The sequence below is a fragment of the Marinobacter sp. AC-23 genome (assembly GCF_001858325.1).
GTDB lineage: Bacteria > Pseudomonadota > Gammaproteobacteria > Pseudomonadales > Oleiphilaceae > Marinobacter.
On the sequence record NZ_MBPP01000067.1, the window covers coordinates 96,036 to 115,194 of the forward strand.

Annotated in this window: 14 protein-coding genes and 7 pseudogenes; 17 read left to right on the forward strand and 4 right to left on the reverse strand. The window is 57.4% G+C overall.

Going from position 1 to position 19,159, the window contains the following annotated elements; genetic code table 11:
* Window positions 1-29 precede the first annotated feature (29 nt).
* The 13 genes and pseudogenes from BCA33_RS17185 to BCA33_RS17245 all read left to right on the forward strand — a co-directional run bounded on the left by BCA33_RS17185 (window position 30) and on the right by BCA33_RS17245 (window position 15,210).
* Window positions 30-710, forward strand: coding sequence for an NADH-quinone oxidoreductase subunit B family protein (locus BCA33_RS17185; protein WP_071267789.1), 681 nt, complete (start codon window positions 30-32; stop codon window positions 708-710).
* A gap of 68 nt (window positions 711-778) precedes the next feature.
* Window positions 779-2,495 (forward strand): annotated as a pseudogene (nuoC, locus tag BCA33_RS17190) (NADH-quinone oxidoreductase subunit C/D).
* 17 nt (window positions 2,496-2,512) lie between these two features.
* Window positions 2,513-3,040: an NADH-quinone oxidoreductase subunit NuoE gene (gene nuoE / locus BCA33_RS17195; protein ID WP_071267887.1), complete on the forward strand. Its 528-nt coding sequence runs from the start codon at window positions 2,513-2,515 to the stop codon at window positions 3,038-3,040.
* A pseudogene (nuoF, locus tag BCA33_RS17200) lies at window positions 3,037-4,388 on the forward strand (NADH-quinone oxidoreductase subunit NuoF). The gene nuoE and the pseudogene nuoF overlap by 4 nt, the downstream one beginning before the upstream one ends.
* Window positions 4,388-7,179: pseudogene (gene nuoG, locus BCA33_RS17205) on the forward strand (NADH-quinone oxidoreductase subunit NuoG). Before nuoF ends, nuoG begins: the two co-directional pseudogenes overlap by 1 nt.
* Window positions 7,176-8,183 carry an NADH-quinone oxidoreductase subunit NuoH gene (gene nuoH / locus BCA33_RS17210; protein WP_071267791.1) on the forward strand — a complete coding sequence of 336 codons (1,008 nt, stop codon included), beginning with the start codon at window positions 7,176-7,178 and terminating at the stop codon, window positions 8,181-8,183. Before nuoG ends, nuoH begins: the two are co-directional and overlap by 4 nt.
* Before the next feature lie 37 nt (window positions 8,184-8,220).
* Window positions 8,221-8,760, forward strand: coding sequence for an NADH-quinone oxidoreductase subunit NuoI (nuoI, locus tag BCA33_RS17215; protein WP_071267793.1), 540 nt, complete (start codon window positions 8,221-8,223; stop codon window positions 8,758-8,760).
* A gap of 50 nt (window positions 8,761-8,810) precedes the next feature.
* Complete coding sequence (gene nuoJ / locus BCA33_RS17220) at window positions 8,811-9,335, forward strand: NADH-quinone oxidoreductase subunit J (protein WP_071267795.1); 525 nt, start codon at window positions 8,811-8,813, stop codon at window positions 9,333-9,335.
* A pseudogene (nuoK, locus tag BCA33_RS17225) lies at window positions 9,332-9,639 on the forward strand (NADH-quinone oxidoreductase subunit NuoK). The gene nuoJ and the pseudogene nuoK overlap by 4 nt, the downstream one beginning before the upstream one ends.
* Before the next feature lie 29 nt (window positions 9,640-9,668).
* Window positions 9,669-11,534, forward strand: a pseudogene (nuoL, locus tag BCA33_RS17230) (NADH-quinone oxidoreductase subunit L).
* Window positions 11,535-11,571: 37 nt separating this feature from the next.
* Window positions 11,572-13,109: pseudogene (gene nuoM / locus BCA33_RS17235) on the forward strand (NADH-quinone oxidoreductase subunit M).
* Window positions 13,109-14,559 (forward strand): annotated as a pseudogene (gene nuoN, locus BCA33_RS17240) (NADH-quinone oxidoreductase subunit NuoN). Before nuoM ends, nuoN begins: the two co-directional pseudogenes overlap by 1 nt.
* A 99-nt stretch (window positions 14,560-14,658) precedes the next feature.
* On the forward strand, window positions 14,659-15,210 hold the full coding sequence (locus BCA33_RS17245; RefSeq protein WP_071267797.1) for a hemerythrin domain-containing protein: 552 nt from the start codon (window positions 14,659-14,661) through the stop codon (window positions 15,208-15,210).
* An 83-nt stretch (window positions 15,211-15,293) separates the two neighbouring features.
* Here the strand turns inward: BCA33_RS17245 and BCA33_RS17250 are convergent, their stop codons facing one another.
* Together BCA33_RS17250 and BCA33_RS22255 are read right to left on the reverse strand one after the other, a co-directional pair.
* Window positions 15,294-15,932: a LysR substrate-binding domain-containing protein gene (locus BCA33_RS17250; protein ID WP_254774542.1), complete on the reverse strand. Its 639-nt coding sequence runs from the start codon at window positions 15,930-15,932 to the stop codon at window positions 15,294-15,296.
* The gene (locus BCA33_RS22255) at window positions 15,869-16,156 is read right to left on the reverse strand and encodes a LysR family transcriptional regulator (protein WP_254774543.1); all 288 of its coding nucleotides are present in this window, start codon (window positions 16,154-16,156) and stop codon (window positions 15,869-15,871) included. Before BCA33_RS22255 ends, BCA33_RS17250 begins: the two co-directional genes overlap by 64 nt.
* 114 nt (window positions 16,157-16,270) lie before the next feature.
* On the opposite strand from BCA33_RS22255, the gene BCA33_RS22260 reads away from it, so the two are divergent.
* The 4 genes from BCA33_RS22260 to BCA33_RS17260 all read left to right on the forward strand — a co-directional run bounded on the left by BCA33_RS22260 (window position 16,271) and on the right by BCA33_RS17260 (window position 18,476).
* Window positions 16,271-16,765, forward strand: a complete 495-nt coding sequence (locus BCA33_RS22260) for a DMT family transporter (protein ID WP_254774544.1) — start codon at window positions 16,271-16,273, stop codon at window positions 16,763-16,765.
* Window positions 16,762-17,037 (forward strand): hypothetical protein, encoded by a 276-nt coding sequence (locus BCA33_RS22265; protein WP_254774545.1) that lies wholly within the window; start codon window positions 16,762-16,764, stop codon window positions 17,035-17,037. The genes BCA33_RS22260 and BCA33_RS22265 overlap by 4 nt, the downstream gene beginning before the upstream one ends.
* Before the next feature lie 26 nt (window positions 17,038-17,063).
* On the forward strand, window positions 17,064-17,195 hold the full coding sequence (locus tag BCA33_RS22585; protein WP_302848231.1) for a hypothetical protein: 132 nt from the start codon (window positions 17,064-17,066) through the stop codon (window positions 17,193-17,195).
* 120 nt (window positions 17,196-17,315) lie between these two features.
* Window positions 17,316-18,476, forward strand: coding sequence for an MFS transporter (locus tag BCA33_RS17260; RefSeq protein WP_254774546.1), 1,161 nt, complete (start codon window positions 17,316-17,318; stop codon window positions 18,474-18,476).
* Window positions 18,477-18,532: 56 nt separating this feature from the next.
* Here BCA33_RS17260 and BCA33_RS22270 read toward each other — a convergent pair whose 3' ends face one another.
* Both BCA33_RS22270 and BCA33_RS22275 read right to left on the reverse strand, forming a co-directional pair.
* Window positions 18,533-18,859 (reverse strand): Lrp/AsnC family transcriptional regulator, encoded by a 327-nt coding sequence (locus BCA33_RS22270; protein WP_368087267.1) that lies wholly within the window; start codon window positions 18,857-18,859, stop codon window positions 18,533-18,535.
* The gene (locus BCA33_RS22275) at window positions 18,769-19,011 is read right to left on the reverse strand and encodes an Lrp/AsnC family transcriptional regulator (protein ID WP_254774548.1); all 243 of its coding nucleotides are present in this window, start codon (window positions 19,009-19,011) and stop codon (window positions 18,769-18,771) included. The genes BCA33_RS22270 and BCA33_RS22275 overlap by 91 nt, the downstream gene beginning before the upstream one ends.
* Window positions 19,012-19,159: the final 148 nt, after the last annotated feature.

A 19,159-nucleotide genomic window follows, 5' to 3' on the forward strand; every position in this document is an offset into this window, starting at 1 on the left:
CTCATTGGTTTTCAGCTTGGAGCCACGTCATGACATATACTCTGACTCGGGTCGAAGATGCATTAGCGGCAGAAAACGATCGCTATCCTTTAGGTGAGCGTCAGCGCGTCGAAGACCCGATGCAACAGCAGGTGCACCGTAGCGTGTTCACCGGCAAGCTCGAGGAGGTGCTTAACTCCACAGTTAATTGGGGGCGTAAAAACTCTCTGTGGCCCTATAACTTTGGGCTGTCTTGCTGCTATGTAGAAATGACCACGGCCTTTACCTCTCCCCACGATATTGCCCGTTTTGGCGCCGAAGTTATTCGCGCCTCGCCTCGCCAGGCAGACTTCATGGTCATTGCTGGCACCTGTTTTGTGAAAATGGCGCCGGTTATTCAGCAGCTCTACGACCAGATGCTCGAGCCCAAATGGGTGATTTCCATGGGCTCTTGCGCCAATTCCGGTGGCATGTATGACATCTACTCGGTGGTGCAGGGCGTTGACAAGTTCTTGCCTGTAGATGTCTACGTGCCTGGCTGTCCACCACGCCCTGAGGCTTTTTTGCAAGGGTTGCAGCTTCTGCAGGACTCGATTCAGGAAGAGCGCCGACCGCTGTCCTGGGTGGTGGGTGACCAAGGCGTGTACCGCGCCGAAATGCCTTCCCAGCGTGAGAAGCACCGCGACCGACGAATTCAGGTAACGGAGTTGCGCACACCGGACAGCATCTGATGCGCGGCGTTAACCCCGATACCAGCGCTACAACCAATTCTGATCAACGTGGTTGCCCTCTTGTGGCGATGCTGCAAGAGCGCTTTGGCGATCGGATACTGTGTGAGCAAGCCACTTAACGGGCATGCCCGTACTCTGGGTAAGCCGCGGCGCGTTAGTTGATGTGCTAACTGTGTTACGCCAGCTACCCGAGCCTTCGAGATGCTGTTTGATTTGTCGGCCATTGACGAGCGCCTGCGTAGCCATCGCCATGGCCTGCCGGAGGCAGATTTCACGGTGTTCTATCACCTGCTGTCCGTTTCGGGGAATCGCGACATCATGCTTAAGGTGGCGCTCTCTGAACGTGATTTGTCGTTGCCCACGGTGATTTCTGTTTACCGTAACGCCAACTGGTACGAGCGGGAAGCCTGGGACATGTTCGGCATTCGCTTTGAGGGGCATCCCAACCTGTTTCGCATTCTGATGCCGTCGACTTGGCAGGGCCACCCGCTGCGCAAAGACCATCATGCCAGAGCCACGGAATTCGATCCTTATACCCTAACAGTAGAAGGCCAACACAGGGAGCAAGAAGCGCTGCAGTTCAAGCCTGAAGACTGGGGCATGCAGCGCCAAAGCGCTGACGCCGACTTCATGTTCCTCAATCTGGGGCCGAATCACCCCTCCGCTCACGGTGCTTTTCGTATCGTGCTGCAGCTCGATGGCGAAGAGATTGTCGACTGCGTGCCGGATATCGGCTATCACCATCGCGGCGCGGAAAAGATGGCCGAGCGCCAGTCATGGCACAGCTTCATACCTTACACCGACCGAATTGATTACGTAGGTGGCGTGATGAATAACCTGCCTTATGTTCTGGCCGTAGAGAAGCTGGCCGGCATAGAGGTCACGGGGCGTATTCAAACGGTTCGGGTGATGATGTGTGAGCTTTTTCGCATTACCAGCCATTTGCTGTTTCTGGGCACCTATCTTCAGGATTTAGGCGCTATGTCGCCGGTCTTCTATACTTTTACTGACCGCCAGAAGGGCTACGACGTGATCGAGGCGATCACCGGCTTTCGCATGCACCCGGCATGGTTCCGTATCGGTGGCTTGATGCAGGATTTGCCTAAGGGTTGGGACACACTCATGCAGCGCTTCGTAGACTGGATGCCCGCCCGGCTCAGGGAGTACGAACGGGTGATGATGGAAAACTCTTTGGTTCGCGATCGCACCAAGCACATTGCCGCCTTCGATACCGCCAACGCCCTGGCGTGGGGTGTTACCGGGCCAAATTTACGCGCCACTGGATGCGATTTCGACCTGCGCAAGCAGCGCCCCTATTCCGGGTATGAGAACTTCGACTTCGAGATACCGTTGGCTCAAAACGGCGACGCCTTCGATCGGGGCCAGCTGCGCATTGATGAGATGCGCCAGAGCCTGAGAATTCTCCAGCAATGCATTAATAACATGCCGGCAGGGGACTACAAGGCGGATCACCCGCTGACTACGCCTCCGCCCCGAGAACGCATGCTCGAGCATATCGAAACTCTGATCACTCACTTTTTGCAGGTGTCCTGGGGGCCGGTATTGCCCGGCAATGAGTCGCTGCAGATGATTGAGGCAACCAAGGGCATCAACAGTTATTACCTGACCAGTGACGGCAGCACCATGAGCTACCGTACGCGCATTCGCACGCCGAGCTTTCCGCACTTGCAACAGATTCCCGAGCTGATGCGCGGTGGCTTTGTGCCGGATTTGATTGCGCACCTGGGCAGTATTGATTTTGTTATGGCTGACGTGGATCGCTGACTATGGCCAACACAGATATGTCGAAAGTTCGATCAGGCGCTGGCAGAGCCAGTCGCATCGCCACCGATGGTGATGGCTTTGAGCTTCACCAGGAGGATCGGCGCGCCATGCTCACTGAGCGAGATCATTATGAGCAGCCTCAGGCGGCCTGTATTGAGGCGCTGAAAATCGTGCAGCGCCGCCACGGTTGGGTGCCGGATGGCGCGATTGTCGCTATCGCCGAGGCGCTGGGCGTCGGCGCGGGAGAAGTGGAGGGTGTGGCGACCTTCTACAGCCTGATCTTTCGTCAGCCGGTGGGGCGCCATGTGATTCTGCTTTGCGACAGCAGTTCCTGTTTTCTCACCGGCTATGAGGAATTGTGCGAGACCCTGAGTGAGCGGCTTGGCATTCACTTTGGTCAGACAACCGAAGATGGGCGTTTTACCTTACTGCCCGTGTGTTGTCTGGGAGCCTGTGATCGCGGCCCTGCCATGATGATCGACAACGATACCTTCGGTCCCGTCGCGGGGGGCGATCTGGGTGAACTTCTGGAGGCCTATCCATGACGGCGATACCTTGGGATTCACGGCTGCGCTATCACTGTCAATTGCGCCAGAGTGCCAGTGAGCGCCGCGCGGATACTCACCCGCTAACGTGGCGTTTGCGCGAGGATGGCGCACGTGTCGGACTTGGAGAATATCGTGAAAAAGAGGGCTATCAAGCGGCCATTCGCACCCTTGAGACGTTCACGCCAGGCGACGTGATAGGCACCATGAAAGAGGCCAATGTGCGTGGCCGAGGTGGTGGCGGCTTTTCTGCCGGGCTCAAGTGGAGTCTGACCCAGGTGGGAGACCATCTGCCCCGTGGCTACCTCATCTGCAATGCCGACGAGATGGAACCGGGCACATTCAAGGATCGCCTGTTGTTGGAGCAGCAACCGCACCTGCTGATTGAAGGCATGATCATCGCCGGCTTCGCCAATCGATCCTGCTATGGCTATATTTTTCTGCGCGGCGAGTACGTTGAGGCGGCGCGCTCCCTGGCCCTGGCCATCGAAGAGGCGCGGGAGGCAGGCCTGTTGGGGCGCGACATTGCCGGTAGCGGCTTCGACTTTGATCTTGCGCTGCACACAGGCGCGGGGCGCTACATCTGCGGGGAAGAAACCGCGTTGATTAATTCTCTGGAAGGCAAGCGCGCCAACCCCAGGGCCAAGCCGCCGTTTCCTGGCCAGTCTGGCGCCTGGGGCAAGCCTACAGTGGTTAATAATGTCGAAACCCTGTGCAACGCGCCGGGCGTAATGCTGCACGGTGCAGATTGGTATCAAGGACTTTCCGGAGGCTCAGTGAGGATGGCGGCACCAAACTTTACGGCGTGTCCGGGCTTGTGGAACGCCCGGGGCTCTGGGAACTGCCCATCGGTACCAGCGGTCGGGAGATTCTCGATCGTGCTGGCGGTATGCGCGACGGCCATACGCTCAAAGCCTGGCTACCCGGGGGCGGAAGCACGGGTTTCTTGCTGCCGGAACATCTCGATGTACCTATGGATTTCGATACCATTGGGCAATACGGTAGCCGTTTGGGCACTGGCCTGATAGCGGTGGTCAGTGAGCGTCAAAGCATTGTATCCCTGCTGCGCAATCTGGAGCAGTTCTTCGCCCGCGAGTCTTGTGGCTGGTGTACGCCTTGTCGCGACGGTCTGCCCTGGACGGTGAAACTGCTGCAGGCGCTGGAGCGAGGCGAGGGCAAGCCGGGCGATATCGATATTCTTGCACAGCATGCGCAAGACCTGGGGCCAGGCCTGACCTTCTGCGCCCATGCCCCTGGGGCGGCAATGCCTCTGGAGTCGGCGATCCGGCATTTTCGGGCAGAGTTTGAGGCAGGTGTTGCGCATCTGGCGCCGGACGAGGTGAGCTGATGGCTACGATTCATGTGGACGGCAAGGCCTATCAGGTCGAGGGGGCGGACAACCTACTGCATGCCTGTCTGTCTCTGGGGCTTGATATTCCGTACTTCTGCTGGCATCCCGCCTGGGCAGTATTGGCGCCTGCCGCCAATGTGCAGTCAAACAGTATAAAGACAAGGACGACACCCGGGGCAAGCTGGTGATGTCTTGTATGACGCCGTCCACGGACGACAGCTGGATTTCCATCGATGATGAGGAAGCCAGAGCGTTTCGAGCGGGCGTGGTGGAGTGGCTGATGACCTATCATCCTCACGACTGCCCGGTCTGCGAAGAGGGCGGCCATTGCCATCTTCAGGACGTTACCGTGATGACCGGCCACGATCGGCGCCGCTATCGCTTTAACAAACGCACCCACCGCAATCAATACCTGGGGCCTTTCATCGCCCACGAGATGAACCGTTGCATCAACTGCTATCGTTGCGTGCGCTTCTATAACGACTACGCCGGTGGCACGGACCTTGGCGTCTTCGGCATGAACAACAACTTGTATTTCGGGCGTCATCAGGAGGGCGTTCTGGAAAGCCCGTTTTCCGGCAACTTGACGGAGGTTTGTCCTACCGGAGTGTTCACGGACCAAACCCACTCGGAACGGTACGTTCGCAAGTGGGATATGCAATTCGCGCCCAGCGTTTGTCATCAGTGCGCGGTGGGCTGCAATATCAGCCCGGGGGAACGCTACGGTGAGATTCGCCGTATAGAAAATCGCTACAACGGCGAACTTAACCGCTACTTCCTGTGTGATCGCGGACGTTTTGGCTATGGATACGTCAATCGTACCGACCGGCCCCGCCACCCCGAATGGCGGAGCGACGGATGGAAGGAGCGGTGCAACGAGCAAGCGGATAACCCCGCCATTTTGGACGTGGATCCGGCGCTGGATCGCGGCGCCGATATGTTGCGTAGCGCTCGACGAGTCATCGGCATCGGCTCGCCCCGGGCCAGCCTGGAAAGTAATCATCAGCTCATAGAGCTGGTCGGCCGGGAGAATTTCTCCTGCGGCATAGCGGCGCAAGAACTGGCCTGCCTTAAGCGCATGGCAGAGCTGGAAGGCTCTTGCGGCCTGCCAGTTCCCACACTGCGTGAGGTGGAAGCGCACGATGCGGTGCTGGTGCTGGGTGAAGACCTGATGCACAGCGCCGCGCGCTTGGCGCTTGCGGTACGTCAGGCGGCACTGGCGCGGCGTGATGACTTGGCGCAGGGGCGAGGTATTCCAACGTGGAATGCCGAAGCCGTCAAGACTCTGGCCCAAGACAGCCGGCACCCATTGTACATCGTCTATCCCAGCGCCACCGAGCTTGATGGGATCAGCGCCGGGAGTTGGCGGCTGGCGCCTGCCGATGTTGCTCGTCTGGGCTTTGCCATTGCCCACGCTATCGATGGGAATGCCCCGGCAGTACCAGATCTTGATGCAACTCTTGCCGCGGCAGCACACGCGGTAGCCGGTCAGTTGATGGCGGCAAACAGGCCGCTGGTGATCAGTGGTGGCTCACTGGAATCTACCCACGTGCTTGATGCGGCGGGCAACATTGCCCGGGCGCTGTCGCGACGCACCAAGCGCGCCGGGTTTATGCTGATACGAGGGGAAGTTAACAGTACCGGCCTTGCAATGTTGGGAGGACACTCACTGGAGTGGGGCCTGGATGAATTAGCTGAAAGCCGCGCAGACGCAGTGGTGGTGTTGGAAAATGACCTGTACGCCCGGCTGCCGGAGGCGCGCGTTAAAGCGGCAATGGATACAGAGGCCACGCTGATGGTGCTGGATCATCAACGTACCCGTACCTGGCAACAAGCATCGTTGGGGTTGCCGGCGGCCAGCTTCGCCGAGGCGGATGGCACCGTAATAAGCCTGGAGGGCCGGGCCCAGCGCTTTTTCCAGGTTTTCGATCCACGCTATCTGCGCCCGGAGTGCCGTATTCACGAAAGCTGGCGCTGGCTGCACGCCCTGCGCGCGAGCGTGTTCCGGCATGAGGACAGTACCATTACCCTGGACGAGGCTACTGAGGCCTGCGTGCGGGATTACCCGGCACTGGCAGACATGGTTGCTGCAGCCCCGGGAGCCGATTATCGGGTAGAAGGGACAAAGTTGGCCCGAGCACCGCACCGCTACAGCGGACGGACGTCTCTGCGTGCCAATATTTCGGTGAGTGAGCCGCGCACGCCCCAAGATCCGGATACGCCGTTCAACTTTTCAATGGAGGGCTACAGCGGCTTCGACCCGGCTCGCATGGAAGTACCCTTCGCCTGGGCGCCGGGCTGGAATTCGCACCAAGCCTGGAACAAATTTACCGACGAAGTGGGTGGACATCTGCGTGCCGGCGATCCCGGTGTACGCTTGGTTATGCCACGCTCTGGCGCCTACGATTACAGCCGCGATGTTCCTGCGGCCTTTAAACCACGCTCAAATGGTTGGCAACTATTGGTGTTGCCGCGGCTGTTTGGCGGCGAGGAAACCTCTGCCCGCGCTACGCCCATTGAAGAACGGGCAAGTGTGCCAAGTGAAGCGCCGAGTATTGGTTTGTCCAGCGACGATGCAGCGCAGCTGGGGCTGGAGCAAGGCGCGTTGCTGACCCTGGCCACAGATACTGCGAGCCTGACCTTACCGCTGCGCTGCGACCAGCGCTTGCCAAGTGGTGTGGTGAGCCTGCCGGCGGGGCTTTCCAGCGAGTTCCGCAGCGGCGAATGGGCGCGTATCAACGCACCCGCACCCGGTGCCGCATCGAGCCATGAGGAGGCGCCCTTATGAGCTGGACGTTAGCCAACCTGCGCCCCGAATGGTTGACCCCGGCGGTGATGGATATCGGCGTGGCCATGCTGCAGGCGCTGGTCATTTTACTGGCAGCGGTGCTGGTGGGCGCGATTCTCACCGTGGTGGAACGGCGTTTGTTGGGCTGGTGGCAGGACCGCTACGGCCCTAACCGGGTTGGTCCTTTCGGCTCCCTGCAGTTGGTTGCTGACATGATCAAGATCTTCTTCAAGGAAGACTGGATACCACCCTTTGCCGATAAGACGATCTTTGTTCTGGCTCCGGCGATTGCCATGGCCTCGCTGCTGCTGTCGTTCATGATTATCCCTATTACGCCAGGTTGGGGCGTGGCGAATTGGAATATCGGCCTGCTGTTCTTCCTTGCCATGGGTGGCATCAATGTCTATTCGGTACTGTTGGGCGGTTGGGCCAGCGCCAACAAATACGCGCTGATCGGCGCTATGCGCTCTTCGGCTCAAACCATCTCCTATGAGGTGTTCATGGGCTTGTCCCTGATGGGCGTTGTGGCCATGGCCGGCTCTTTCAATCTGCGCGAGATCGTTGATGCCCAGCAAGGGCTTTGGTTCATCGTTCCCCAGTTTCTGGGCTTCTGTAATTTTCTCATCGCCGGCTTTGCGGTGGTGCACCGTCACCCTTTCGATCAACCAGAGGCGGAGCAAGAGTTGGCAGACGGCTATCACATTGAATACTCCGCTATGAAGTTCGGCATGTTTTTCATTGGCGAATACGTCGGCATGCTACTGATCTCGGCGCTGGTGGTAACGCTATTCTTTGGTGGCTGGCATGGGCCCCTGCTACCTCCCATTGTTTGGTTTGTGCTCAAAACCAGTGTTTTTTTAATGCTTTTTATTCTGGTGCGAGCCTCGTTGCCTCGGCCGCGTTACGACCGGGTGATGACCTTTGGCTGGGTGGTGTGTCTGCCGCTGACGCTGATTAACCTGTTGGCGACCGGCGCGGTGATACTGCTTGCTGCACCGGGCTGAAAGCATTTGATGCGATTGTTAAAAAGGAGCAACTGCTATGTACAAAGGGCTTTTAAAAGGCACCTGGTCGCAATTGCGCACCCTGGGCATAGTGTTTATGCACGGCTTTCGCAAGCGCGAAACTGTTAACTACCCTGAAGAAGAGGTTTATCTGTCGCCGCGTTACCGCGGCCGGATTGTGCTGACTCGGGATCCAGACGGCGAGGAGCGTTGCGTGGCCTGCAATCTTTGCGCCGTGGCCTGTCCGGTGGATTGTATCGCGTTGCAGAAGGGTGAAAGAGAGGACGGCCGCTGGTATCCGGAATTCTTTCGCATCAATTTCTCGCGCTGCATCTTCTGTGGCATGTGCGAAGAGGCCTGTCCGACCTCTGCAATTCAACTGACTCCGGACTTCGAAATGGCCGAATACAACCGCCAGGAGCTGGTCTACGAAAAGGAAGATCTTCTAATTAACGGCCCCGGCAAAGACCATAATTACAATTTCTACAAAGTGGCGGGCCTGGCCATCGCCGGTAAGGACAAGGGCAAGGGAGAAGTTGAAGAAGAGCCGGTCAATGTCACCACGCTGCTTCCCTGACGCCGAATTGCCGGCGTCACTTTGCTGGAACGGGAAGTAAAGGAGGGCACATGGAATTTGCATTTTACCTGAGCGGTCTGGTCGCAGTGTTGGCGACCTTGGGAGTTATCTGCAATCCCAACCCGGTGCATGGGGTGTTGTACCTGGTGGTGTCGCTGCTGGCGGTGGCCATGGTGTTCTTTGCCCTGGGCGCGCCCTTCGCGGGGGCGCTCGAAATTATTGTCTACGCCGGGGCAATCATGGTGCTGTTCGTATTCGTGGTGATGATGCTCAATCTGGGCCAGGCGGCAGTCGCCCAAGAGCGCATCTGGCTGCAGCCGCGCACCTGGCTGGGCCCATCGTTACTTGCTGGCATCTTATTGCTGACACTGATCAGTACGCTGTGGCGCGGTGATGCCGGCATGCTAGTGCAGGGGGATGTACTGAGCGCCAAGCAGGTTGGCACAATTTTGTTCGGCCCCTGGTTGCTGGTGGTGGAACTGAGCGCTTTGCTGCTTCTGGCCGCACTGGTTACGGCCTCTCATGTAGGGCGCCAGCGTCAGCACGGGCCAGAAGCTGGCAAGGAGGCATCATGAACGGCGTGCCCATGGAGCATGGTCTGGTGCTGGCGTCTATCCTGTTTGCGTTGGGGCTAGCCGGCTGATGTTCAGGCGCAACATGATCTTCGTGCTGATGAGCCTTGAGATTATGCTCAACGCCGCTGGACTCGCCTTTATTGTCGCCGGCGCGGGCTGGCAGCAACCAGAAGGCCAGGTCATGTTTTTGTTGGTGATCACTCTGGCAGCGGCCGAGGCCAGCGTTGGCCTGGCGCTGTTGATTCAGCTGCACCGACGCTTCAAGTCTCTGGATATCGATGCGGTCAGCAGGATGCGCGGATAATGGACATGATAACGCCACTTTTTTCGACGATGCAGCTGCTGCCGTTAACCTTCCTGCTGCCTTTGGCAGGAACGCTGATTTTGGCGTTTTCTCGAGGCACGCTTGGCTACCGCGCCAGCACCTTGGTAGGGGTAGGCAGTGTTGGGTTGGCCGCCATGGCCACGGCGTTATTGGCGCTGGGTTTTGTCGACAGCACTGCCAGCACCAGCCAGCCTCAAATCGTGACCCTGTGGACCTGGATATCCGTGGGCGATTTTCAGCCCAGCATCGGATTGGCGCTGGATGGGCTGTCGCTGACCATGCTCGGCATTATTACCGGTGTGGGTTTTTTGATACACCTGTTCGCCGCCTGGTATATGCGCGGTGATGACGGTATCACGCGCTTTTACACCTACATGAATCTGTTTGTGTTCAGCATGGTGCTTCTGGTTCTGGGCGACAATCTGCTGCTGCTGTTTTTGGGCTGGGAGGGGGTCGGCATGTGCAGTTACCTGCTGATCGGCTACTACTATCAAGACAGCGCCAATGGCTGGGCGGGGTTCAAGGCCTTCATTATTACTCGTATTGGCGATGTGTTTCTGGCCATCGGCATGTTTTTGTTGTTCGCCAAGCTGGGCACCCTGGACATTGCCGAGATCCTTTCTCTGGCACCGCAGATGTGGCGCGCCGGTGACTCGACGGTAGAGCTTGCGGCCTTGTTGCTACTCGGCGGAGCGGTGGGCAAGTCGGCTCAGTTGCCGTTACACACCTGGCTTGCCGACGCGATGGCTGGTCCCACGCCGGTGTCGGCGCTGATTCACGCGGCGACCATGGTCACCGCCGGGGTGTATTTGATCGCGCGTATGCACGGGCATATTTGAATTGGCCCCCACGGCGCTTTACCTGACGGGTTTGATTGGTGCCCTGACGCTGCTGATGGCGGGCTTCGCGGCCTTGGCTCAAACCGATATAAAACGCGTGCTGGCGTATTCCACCATGAGCCAGATCGGCTATATGTTTCTGGCGCTGGGCGTTGGCGCCTATGACGCAGCAATCTTCCACTTGATGATCCACGCGTTCTTCAAGGCGTTGCTCTTTCTGTCTGCCGGCGCGGTTATTGTCAGTTGTCATCACGAGCAGGACATGCGCCGCTTGGGTGGGCTGTGGCGCACGCTGCCTCTGGCTTATCTGGGCTTTATTGTGGGTGGCGCGGCTTTGGTGGCCTTGCCGTTGGTTACGGCGGGTTTCTACAGCAAGGATGAGATTCTCTGGCAAGCACTGGCAGCAGACCGCCAGGGGCTGCTGCTTGCTGGTTTGGTTGGCGCTTTCCTAACGTCTCTCTATACCCTGCGATTGATCATTGGCACCTTCCATGGCGAGATGAAAAGTGACGGCGCCCGCACGGCCAAAGCCGGGAGAGGGCTGGCCCACGGCTTGCCGCTGATCATCCTGGCGTTGCTCTCAACGATGCTCGGCGCGTGGATTACGCCGCCCCTTAGTGCAGTTCTTCCTGCTGGCCCCGGCGCGGGCGTGGAAGCGGGACATACTGTGCTTGAGCTGATCGCTTCTGCCACAGCATTGATTGGCCTTGGCGTGGGAGCCTGGCTGTTCTTATTCAAACGCGATTGGCTTGCGCGCGTCACGCAGCAGGGGGTCGGTGCCGGGCTGCGAACCTGGTGGCATCTAGCTGGGGCTTTGACATTGTTTTTGACTGGCTGCTGGTACGGCCCTATCGCGGCGTGGTGCGTGTGATGCGAGGCGATGTGTTTGATGCTTTCTTCCGATTGATTGCTCAGATCTTGCGCGCCGTGCACTTTGGGCTGTCCCGAACCCAGACCGGCAAGCTGCGCGGCTATGCTGCCACCATGGTGATCGGGGCCACGTTGATACTGCTAAGCCTGGCGCTGGTGCTTTAGGGGGCGCGGGATACGCACATAAGGAGATGCAACGCTTATGATATTGGTGTGGCTAATTGTGATCCCTTTCCTTGGGGGGCTCTTGTGCTGGCAGATGGAGCGGCTTGGCGACAGGCCAACGCGTTCCATCGCGCTTGTCACCATGCTGATCGAGCTGTTGATCTCGCTGTGGCTATGGGCTCGGCTCGACTTTCAGTTACCGGCGCTGGATGGCACGGCAACCCAGTGGGCGCTGGAGTATCAAGTGGCCTGGATTCAGCGTTTTGGCATCAGCTTTCACCTGGCTCTGGATGGCTTGTCGCTGGTGTTGATCGCCCTGACTGCTTTTCTCGGTGTTCTGGCGGTGTTGTGTTCATGGAACGAAATCGTACGAAGAATTGGCTTCTTCCACCTCAACCTGCTGTGGATTCTCGCTGGGGTTACCGGGGTGTTTCTGGCCATAGATCTGTTCCTGTTCTTTTTCTTTTGGGAGCTGATGCTGGTGCCGATGTACTTCCTGATTGCGCTGTGGGGCCATAGTGGCTCTAAAGGCCAAACCCGTATCGGCGCGGCGACAAAGTTCTTCATTTATACCCAGGCCAGCGGGCTGCTGATGCTGGTCTCCATCCTGGGGCTGGTGTTCGCCCACCACGCCAGCACCGGCGAGTATTCATTCAGTTATCAGGTGCTGCTCGAGACCACGCTGTCGCCGACGCTTTCCCGGTGGTTGATGCTGGGTTTCTTTATAGCTTTTGCGGTCAAGCTCCCGGTGGTGCCGCTGCATGGCTGGTTGCCAGATGCCCATGCTCAGGCACCTACCGCCGGTAGCGTAGACCTGGCGGGCATTCTTCTCAAGACCGCTGCGTACGGCATGATGCGTTTCGCCTTGCCACTGTTTCCAGAGGCATCCCAGGCGTTCGCGCCCATCGCCATGGGCCTTGGCCTTTTAGGTATTTACTACGGTGCGGTGCTGGCCTGCGGGCAGCAGAACGTTAAGCGCTTTATCGCCTATACCAGTATCGCCCACATGGGGTTCGTGCTGATCGGCATTTATTCTGGCTCTGCGCTGGCCCTGCAGGGAGTGGTGGTATTGATGCTGGCCCACGCCTTTTCCGCGGCTGGGTTGTTTATCCTCAGCGGGCAGCTTTACGAGCGCTGCATACCCGGGAGCTTGGAAAAATGGGCGGTCTGTGGAATCGGTTGGGCAGCCTGCCCGGGTTCTGGCTGTTTTTTATCGCCGCCTCGCTGGGCATACCGGTCACAGCCAACTTTGTCGGTGAGTTCATGGTGCTGTTCGGCACCTTTCCCACGGCACCCTGGGTGGTGGTGATCGCCAGCTTTGGTCTGGTGTTGGCCGCGATCTATTCACTGATTCTGATGCAGCGGGTGCACTATGGCCCGCCAAGTATCAAGACCCCGTTGAAGGGGCTTGATATTCGAGAGTTTGCCATGATGCTGAGCATCGTTGCCCTGCTTATATGGCTTGGCGTTTACCCCCAGCCACTGCTTGATACCACCGAAGCCGCAATGAGTGAGGTGCAACGGCTGTTCGAGCCCTCCGACACCGTCATTACGCTAACGCAGGAGGCCCGCTGATGCCCATTGCTGCAGCTCTTGCTTACCTGCCAATGATTCTAGTGGCCGCGACGGCGGTGGCAGTGATGCTAGGCATCGCCTGGCGCCGAGAACACGCTGTGACGGTTGCCGTTACCGTATTGGGCCTGGGGCTGGCCCTGATCGCACAAGCATTTGCCTGGCGGGTGATTCCCGTGCATACGCCACTGCTCGACTTGGACGGTTTGGCCCTATTGGCCGGGATCTTGATCCTGGCCTCGACCCTGGCTTGCGCGATTCTGTCCCATGCCTATCTCGAATCTTTCCACGGTGCCCGAGAAGAGTTTTATATTCTGCTGCTTTGCGCGGCGACAGGGGGGCTGGTGCTTGCAGCGAGTAGTCATTTGGCCAGCCTGTTTATCGGCCTGGAGCTGCTATCTATGCCGCTTTACGGAATGCTGGCTTACGCCTTCCATGAACAACGTTCCCTGGAAGCGGGTATTAAGTACCTGATTCTTTCTGCTGTGGCTAGCGCCTTTTTGCTGTTCGGCATGGCGCTACTTTATGCTCAGACCGGTGATTTACGACTCGATGTCTTGATGGGCAGCTTGAGTCAGGACACGGGTGCCTGGGGCTTGGCGGGTATCGGCTTGATGCTGGTGGGGCTGGGCTTCAAACTTTCGGTGGTGCCCTTTCATCTATGGACCCCGGACGTCTACGAGGGCGGCCCGGGGCCGGCGACGACTTTTCTGGCCACAGCCAGTAAGGTGGCGGTATTCATGCTGCTGCTGCGCTTGATGCTGTCGATGCCAGTTCTGCAAGGTGAGTGGCTGCGCGGGGTGCTGACCGGGCTGGCACTGGCCAGCATGTTGGTTGGCAATCTGTTGGCGCTGACTCAATCTAACCTCAAGCGTATTCTCGGCTATTCGTCGGTTGCTCATTTCGGCTATTTGCTGATCGTACTGGTGGTTGCGGACGGCTTGGCGGCGGAAACGGGAGGGGTCTACCTGATCACCTACGTGTTGAGCACTTTGGCAGCGTTTGGCGTGGTTATCCTGATATCGAGCACCGCCGGCGGCGAAGACGCTGCGGGGTTGCACTATTATCGCGGCCTATTCTGGCGGCGTCCTTATCTGACCGCCGTGCTTACCGTGGCCATGCTGTCGCTGGCGGGCATTCCTGCAACCGTTGGCTTTATCGGCAAGTTTTATCTCATTGCCTTGGGGGTTGAAGCTCAACGCTGGTGGTTGGTCGGCGGTATCATTGTTGGCAGCGCCATTGGGCTTTACTACTACTTGAGAGTTACGATCACACTGTTTCTGGCTCAGCCTGGAATGCGGCGCCGCGACGCATCCGATGATTGGGGCACGCGAGCCGGTGGACTCTTTGTACTGGCGCTGGCAGGCTGGTAATACTTTTGGGACTGTATCCTGCGCCAATGATTGAGCTCGCCCAAACCCTTAGTGGGAGCGTGGGACTGAAAGGTAGTTGAGTATGTTGCAGGCTCTGGTATTTCTACAACGAACGATTCAATATGATGAAGTTCGGAGATATAACTATAATACGACCTACCAGCAAAGGAGGCTATAGCATGGCGACCCTTAACCAATTGCGTCGCGATCACGCCAATATGGCGCGGTTGCTACACGTACTCTCGCTCAGGCACAAAGCCCTGACGCAGGGCGAGCGCCCGGATTTTCATCTGATACGGGAGGTTGTGGATTATATTCTCGATTACATGACGGGCTTTATCGCGCCCTTGGAGCGCCTGCACAGTGAGCACCTACTAGGTGAGGGGGCCGAAGCCGATGCGGTGAGCAGTCAACTGTCCGAGGATTACCAAGCCTTGAATAAGCGATTAAAAATGCTTTCCGACAATCTCGATATGATACTGATGGACGCGGTTGTTCCCATGGAGCGTTTCGCCGACGACTTCAAAGCCTATCTCGATGCCCATTTTGCTTACCTGCGTGCGGAGCGTGAGAAGCTGTTTCCGTTCTTCCGCAAGCACCTGAGCGAAAACGAGCAGAAGCGTCTGCTCCAAATGCTACCAGAAGGCACACAAGCAAACCTTTCGCGACTCAGGGAGGACTATCCGCAGCTGTATGCGGAGTTCAAAGAGGCGCCGTCACCGTTTGCCTGATCAGGCGCGGCCCATACCCGCACCCGTGACTGCTACAACTTGGTCGTTAAGCTTGAAGTGGTTTGGATCGTGCGTTGGTAGGTTCAATCTGCAGTCGACAGATGGCTCCGAATCAGTTCTGCCAATTGCTTCGCAGGCTCCGTTGGCCTGCCGGCGGGTCGATGCAGTGCAATCTCCACGGACTGCAGTGCGGGCATGCCGTTGCGCTCGTCCAGCACTCGCAACTGTGGGGTAAGCATGTTTCGTGTGATAACGGCCACCGCCAGCCCTGCAGCAACGACCGGCATAAGGCCGGTCATGGACTGGCTGGAATAGGCCATTCGCCAATCCCGCCCTGCGTTTGTTAAGGCCTGTTCGGCAACGTCCCGGAATACATCTGCTCCTGGTGAATAGAACGCCAAGGGGATCGGGTCGGTCAGAGATGGCTGGGCATTGGCACCGACGGCCCACAGCAGAGGCTCTCGCCGGATGACTTCGCCGCCTGGGGAGCGTGCCTGGCGTGTTACCACCGCCAAATCCATGTTTCCTGCCTGCACCTGCTTTACCAATTCGACGCTTGATCGGCATGTAACCTGCAACTGCACGGCAGGAAACTGCCGGTTGAAGTGAGATAGTGCTGAGGTAAGCAGGAAGGCATAATCTTCGGGTATGCCAAGGTTTAGATCCCCGGAAACCTGGCGTTGCTGAACGTCGTCAACGGCTTCGCTGTTGAGTTCCAGCATCTTTCTGGCGTAGCCACCAATTTTTGACCTTCTGCTGTAAATCTTATCCGCCGCCCATCCCGCTCGTGAAGCGGAACACCAAGCGCTGCCTCTAAGCGGTTTAATTGCATGCTCACCGTGGACTGGGTATAGGACAGTCTTTCTGCCGCCGCCGTCATGGTGCCTGTGTCTGCAATGGTCACCAGGGTCAAGAGCATGTTCAAATCCAGTATTCGCTGTCTCAATCTATCAATTCCTGTGATGTGATATATCAAAAAGCATTGATTTTGTGATTGGTTGTTATTGTATAGCCTGTCACTGTCGAATCCAATCCACCCACAGCAAAAGGAGTTACGACGGTGCATATAATCGCAAACGCTTCCCGCCCACTTTATATCAGTATTATTGCCGCCCTTTTTGCCGTTGTGCTCTGGGCTGGTGCACCTCTGTTGGTGGACTTGGCAAGTTCTGTACCGCCTTTTCAGCTGACGGCTATTGCGTTGCTCAGTGGCGCCATAGCGGCGCTGCCAACGAGCCTTCGCAAGCGCCATACCCGAGGCAGCCAGGTGGGGCAGGCGCCGCTTTCTTTGAAATGGAAGTTGGCGATTTACGGCCTGGTACCAGCTCTGATACTCGGTGCGGTCGGAGGTTATCTGACCGGAGTGGGTATGGCGCCTACCGCAGAGGCCGCGTTGCTCACCTACACTTGGCCCGTCATGTTCATTGTAATGAGTCAGTGGTTATTTCATCGCAGGATTCCACTTCCGGTTCTGTTTGGGGCACTCATAGCGTTTTCTGGCGCAGCGGTATTACTTTCTCCGGGAACCGGGAGCGAGGGGGGTCGCAATACATGATCGGATATGCGCTGGCGTTGATGGCAGGTTGCTGCTGGGCGTTATATTCATGGATTTGCCAGGCCGCGCCTGTTGCGATTGCGCCGCTAATGCCCGGGCTTTTTCTGTTGGCGGCTGTGGGAGCGGCTATCGCTGATGTTCTTTCTGGTGGTGCTATCGGTTTGCCGTCAAGCCTCGCTCTTATTGCGGGTATTGCCCTTGGTGTTGGGCCTTATGGGTTGGCTATGGTGCCTGGGATCTGGCACTTCGTAACGGTCCGGCGGCGCTGGTAGGCAGCCTCGCCTATGGTGTGCCTGTGTTGGCTGCTACTTTTTTGGTGATTGCCGGGGTAGCGGCTCCGGACTGGCGCTTACCACTTGCAGCTTTTCTGGTGGTTGCAGGCTCCGTTGTGGCAACCATGAAGCGCCGCGATGACGGCCTGAAATGTTGATTTAAACGTAATAGACTGCGGGTTGGTGGGTTCCTCTCTACGTTTGCCCGGTGATGTATTAAAAGACCAACGCTCAAAAACACTCCTGGACGGCCGGCCAATGAAGCCGGCCAGAACTTCGTGGCGGTTTGTGTCTCGCTCACATTCTGCTTTGTTGTTTATTCGATGTTGCTGGTGACTGTGCCGGTATACGGCCTGGAGCTCGGTGCTTCTCCTCTTATGCTGGGTGTCATTCTTAGCTCCCAGTATTTGCTTCCCTTTTTGTTGGCCATTCCTCTGGGCGGCGTGGTGGCTCGCCATGGAGGCCGGGTGACACTGGTGGTCGGTGCGCTTGTAATGACCGGTGGCCTGCTACTGATGCAGTTTCTGCCCGGCTACTACGGCCTTATTGGCGGCCAGCTATTGGTCGGGTTGGCGCACCTTCAGATGGTGCTGTCGGCCCAAACAATTATCTCGTCGTTGGCAACTGGCCCTAAGTTGGAAAGCTATTTTGGCTGGTACTCCACTTGGCTGTCTGGTGGGCAGGTAGTTGGCCCTTTGCTGGCAGGGGGATGGATTCATTGGGCCGGTGGCGTTGACAATCTGTTTCTGGTGATGGCCGGTATTGCTTTGCTGGGAGGGCTGTCAGGCCTTGCGCTAACGGGAGAGGCAACGCTAGGCATGTCGGTTACCGGCAAGCAGACGGGCTTTCGTGCCCAAGCGGCATTGATGCGCCACAACACCGGCGTTCAGGTGTCAATCGCCATTACTGTCGCAGGTATGTTTGCACTTGGCGTTTACGGCAGTTACTTGCCCGTTTATCTCGATAGTCTGGAAATGAGTGCTGTGATGATCGGGGTGCTTGTCAGCCTGAGGGCGGGCGTTTCTATGGTGATACGGCCGTTTATTCCACGGATTATCCTCGCGGTGGGAGGGCGCGGGAAAGCAACAACCTTGGCACTTTGTACCATATCTGCAGGTTTGGCCTGCATGGGCCTTGCGACCAATGCGCCCTTCATCGCACTCCTGTCCATTTTTGTGGGGCTTGGCGGAGGTCTTACGCAGCCCCTGTCGATGGTCGTTCTGGCAGAGAGTGTCGCGCGGGAGCAGAGATCTGGTGCGCTGGGGATGCGCCTGATGGCTAACCGGGCGGTTCACTTTGTGGCACCGCTGCTGTTCGGCGCGGTACTTGGTATGAGTGGCTTTGGTGTGTCGTTTGGGCTTTCGGGCGTAGTTGTAGCCTTGATTGCCGTTTTACTGGTGTGGCTTCAGAACCGACCCATAGCTCTCTCCAACCCATAACTTCCGGGCCTAGCAGTGTCTTAGTCTACGCCTGAAGGTTCTGGCTGAGTGCCGGGCTACGCAGCACTTCCTACTGGTATTGTTTGGGTGTTCTTGATTTCCCGCAGTGCGAAGTTGGAGTTAACCTGCGCGATGCCCTGTAGGGTGAATATTTTATCATTCAGGAATCGGTCGTAGCTGGCCATGTCTGGCACGATGACACGCAACACAAAATCCGCATTACCGGTAACTGCAAAACACTGAAGCACTTCTGGATAACTGCTTACTTTCTGCTCAATCTCCGCAGTGCTGTCTATGGTGTGGCGCTGAAGCGACAGGTTGACCAGTACACACAGCGCCTGGCCGATGCGCTCGGGCGCCAGCTGTGCGCTGTAACCCGTGATGACGCCAGTCTCCTCAAGGTTCTTACGCGCCGCCAGCAGGCTGCCGGCGATAACCCAATTTGCTCTGCCAGTTGCTGGTTACTGATTCGCCCATCTTGTTGCAGTATCGCAAGGATACGCTGGTCGAGTTTATCCAGCCCTACCTGTTTCATTTAGTAACACCTATTTTTTATAAAAGAATCTTCGAATGTATTGTCATTTATCAAATAATATTGTGCAAGAAGCAAAAAATACCTCCCAATAAGCAAGCACCTTTTGCGAACTTCCCTCTAGAATTTTGGTCATAAAATCGACAAAAAG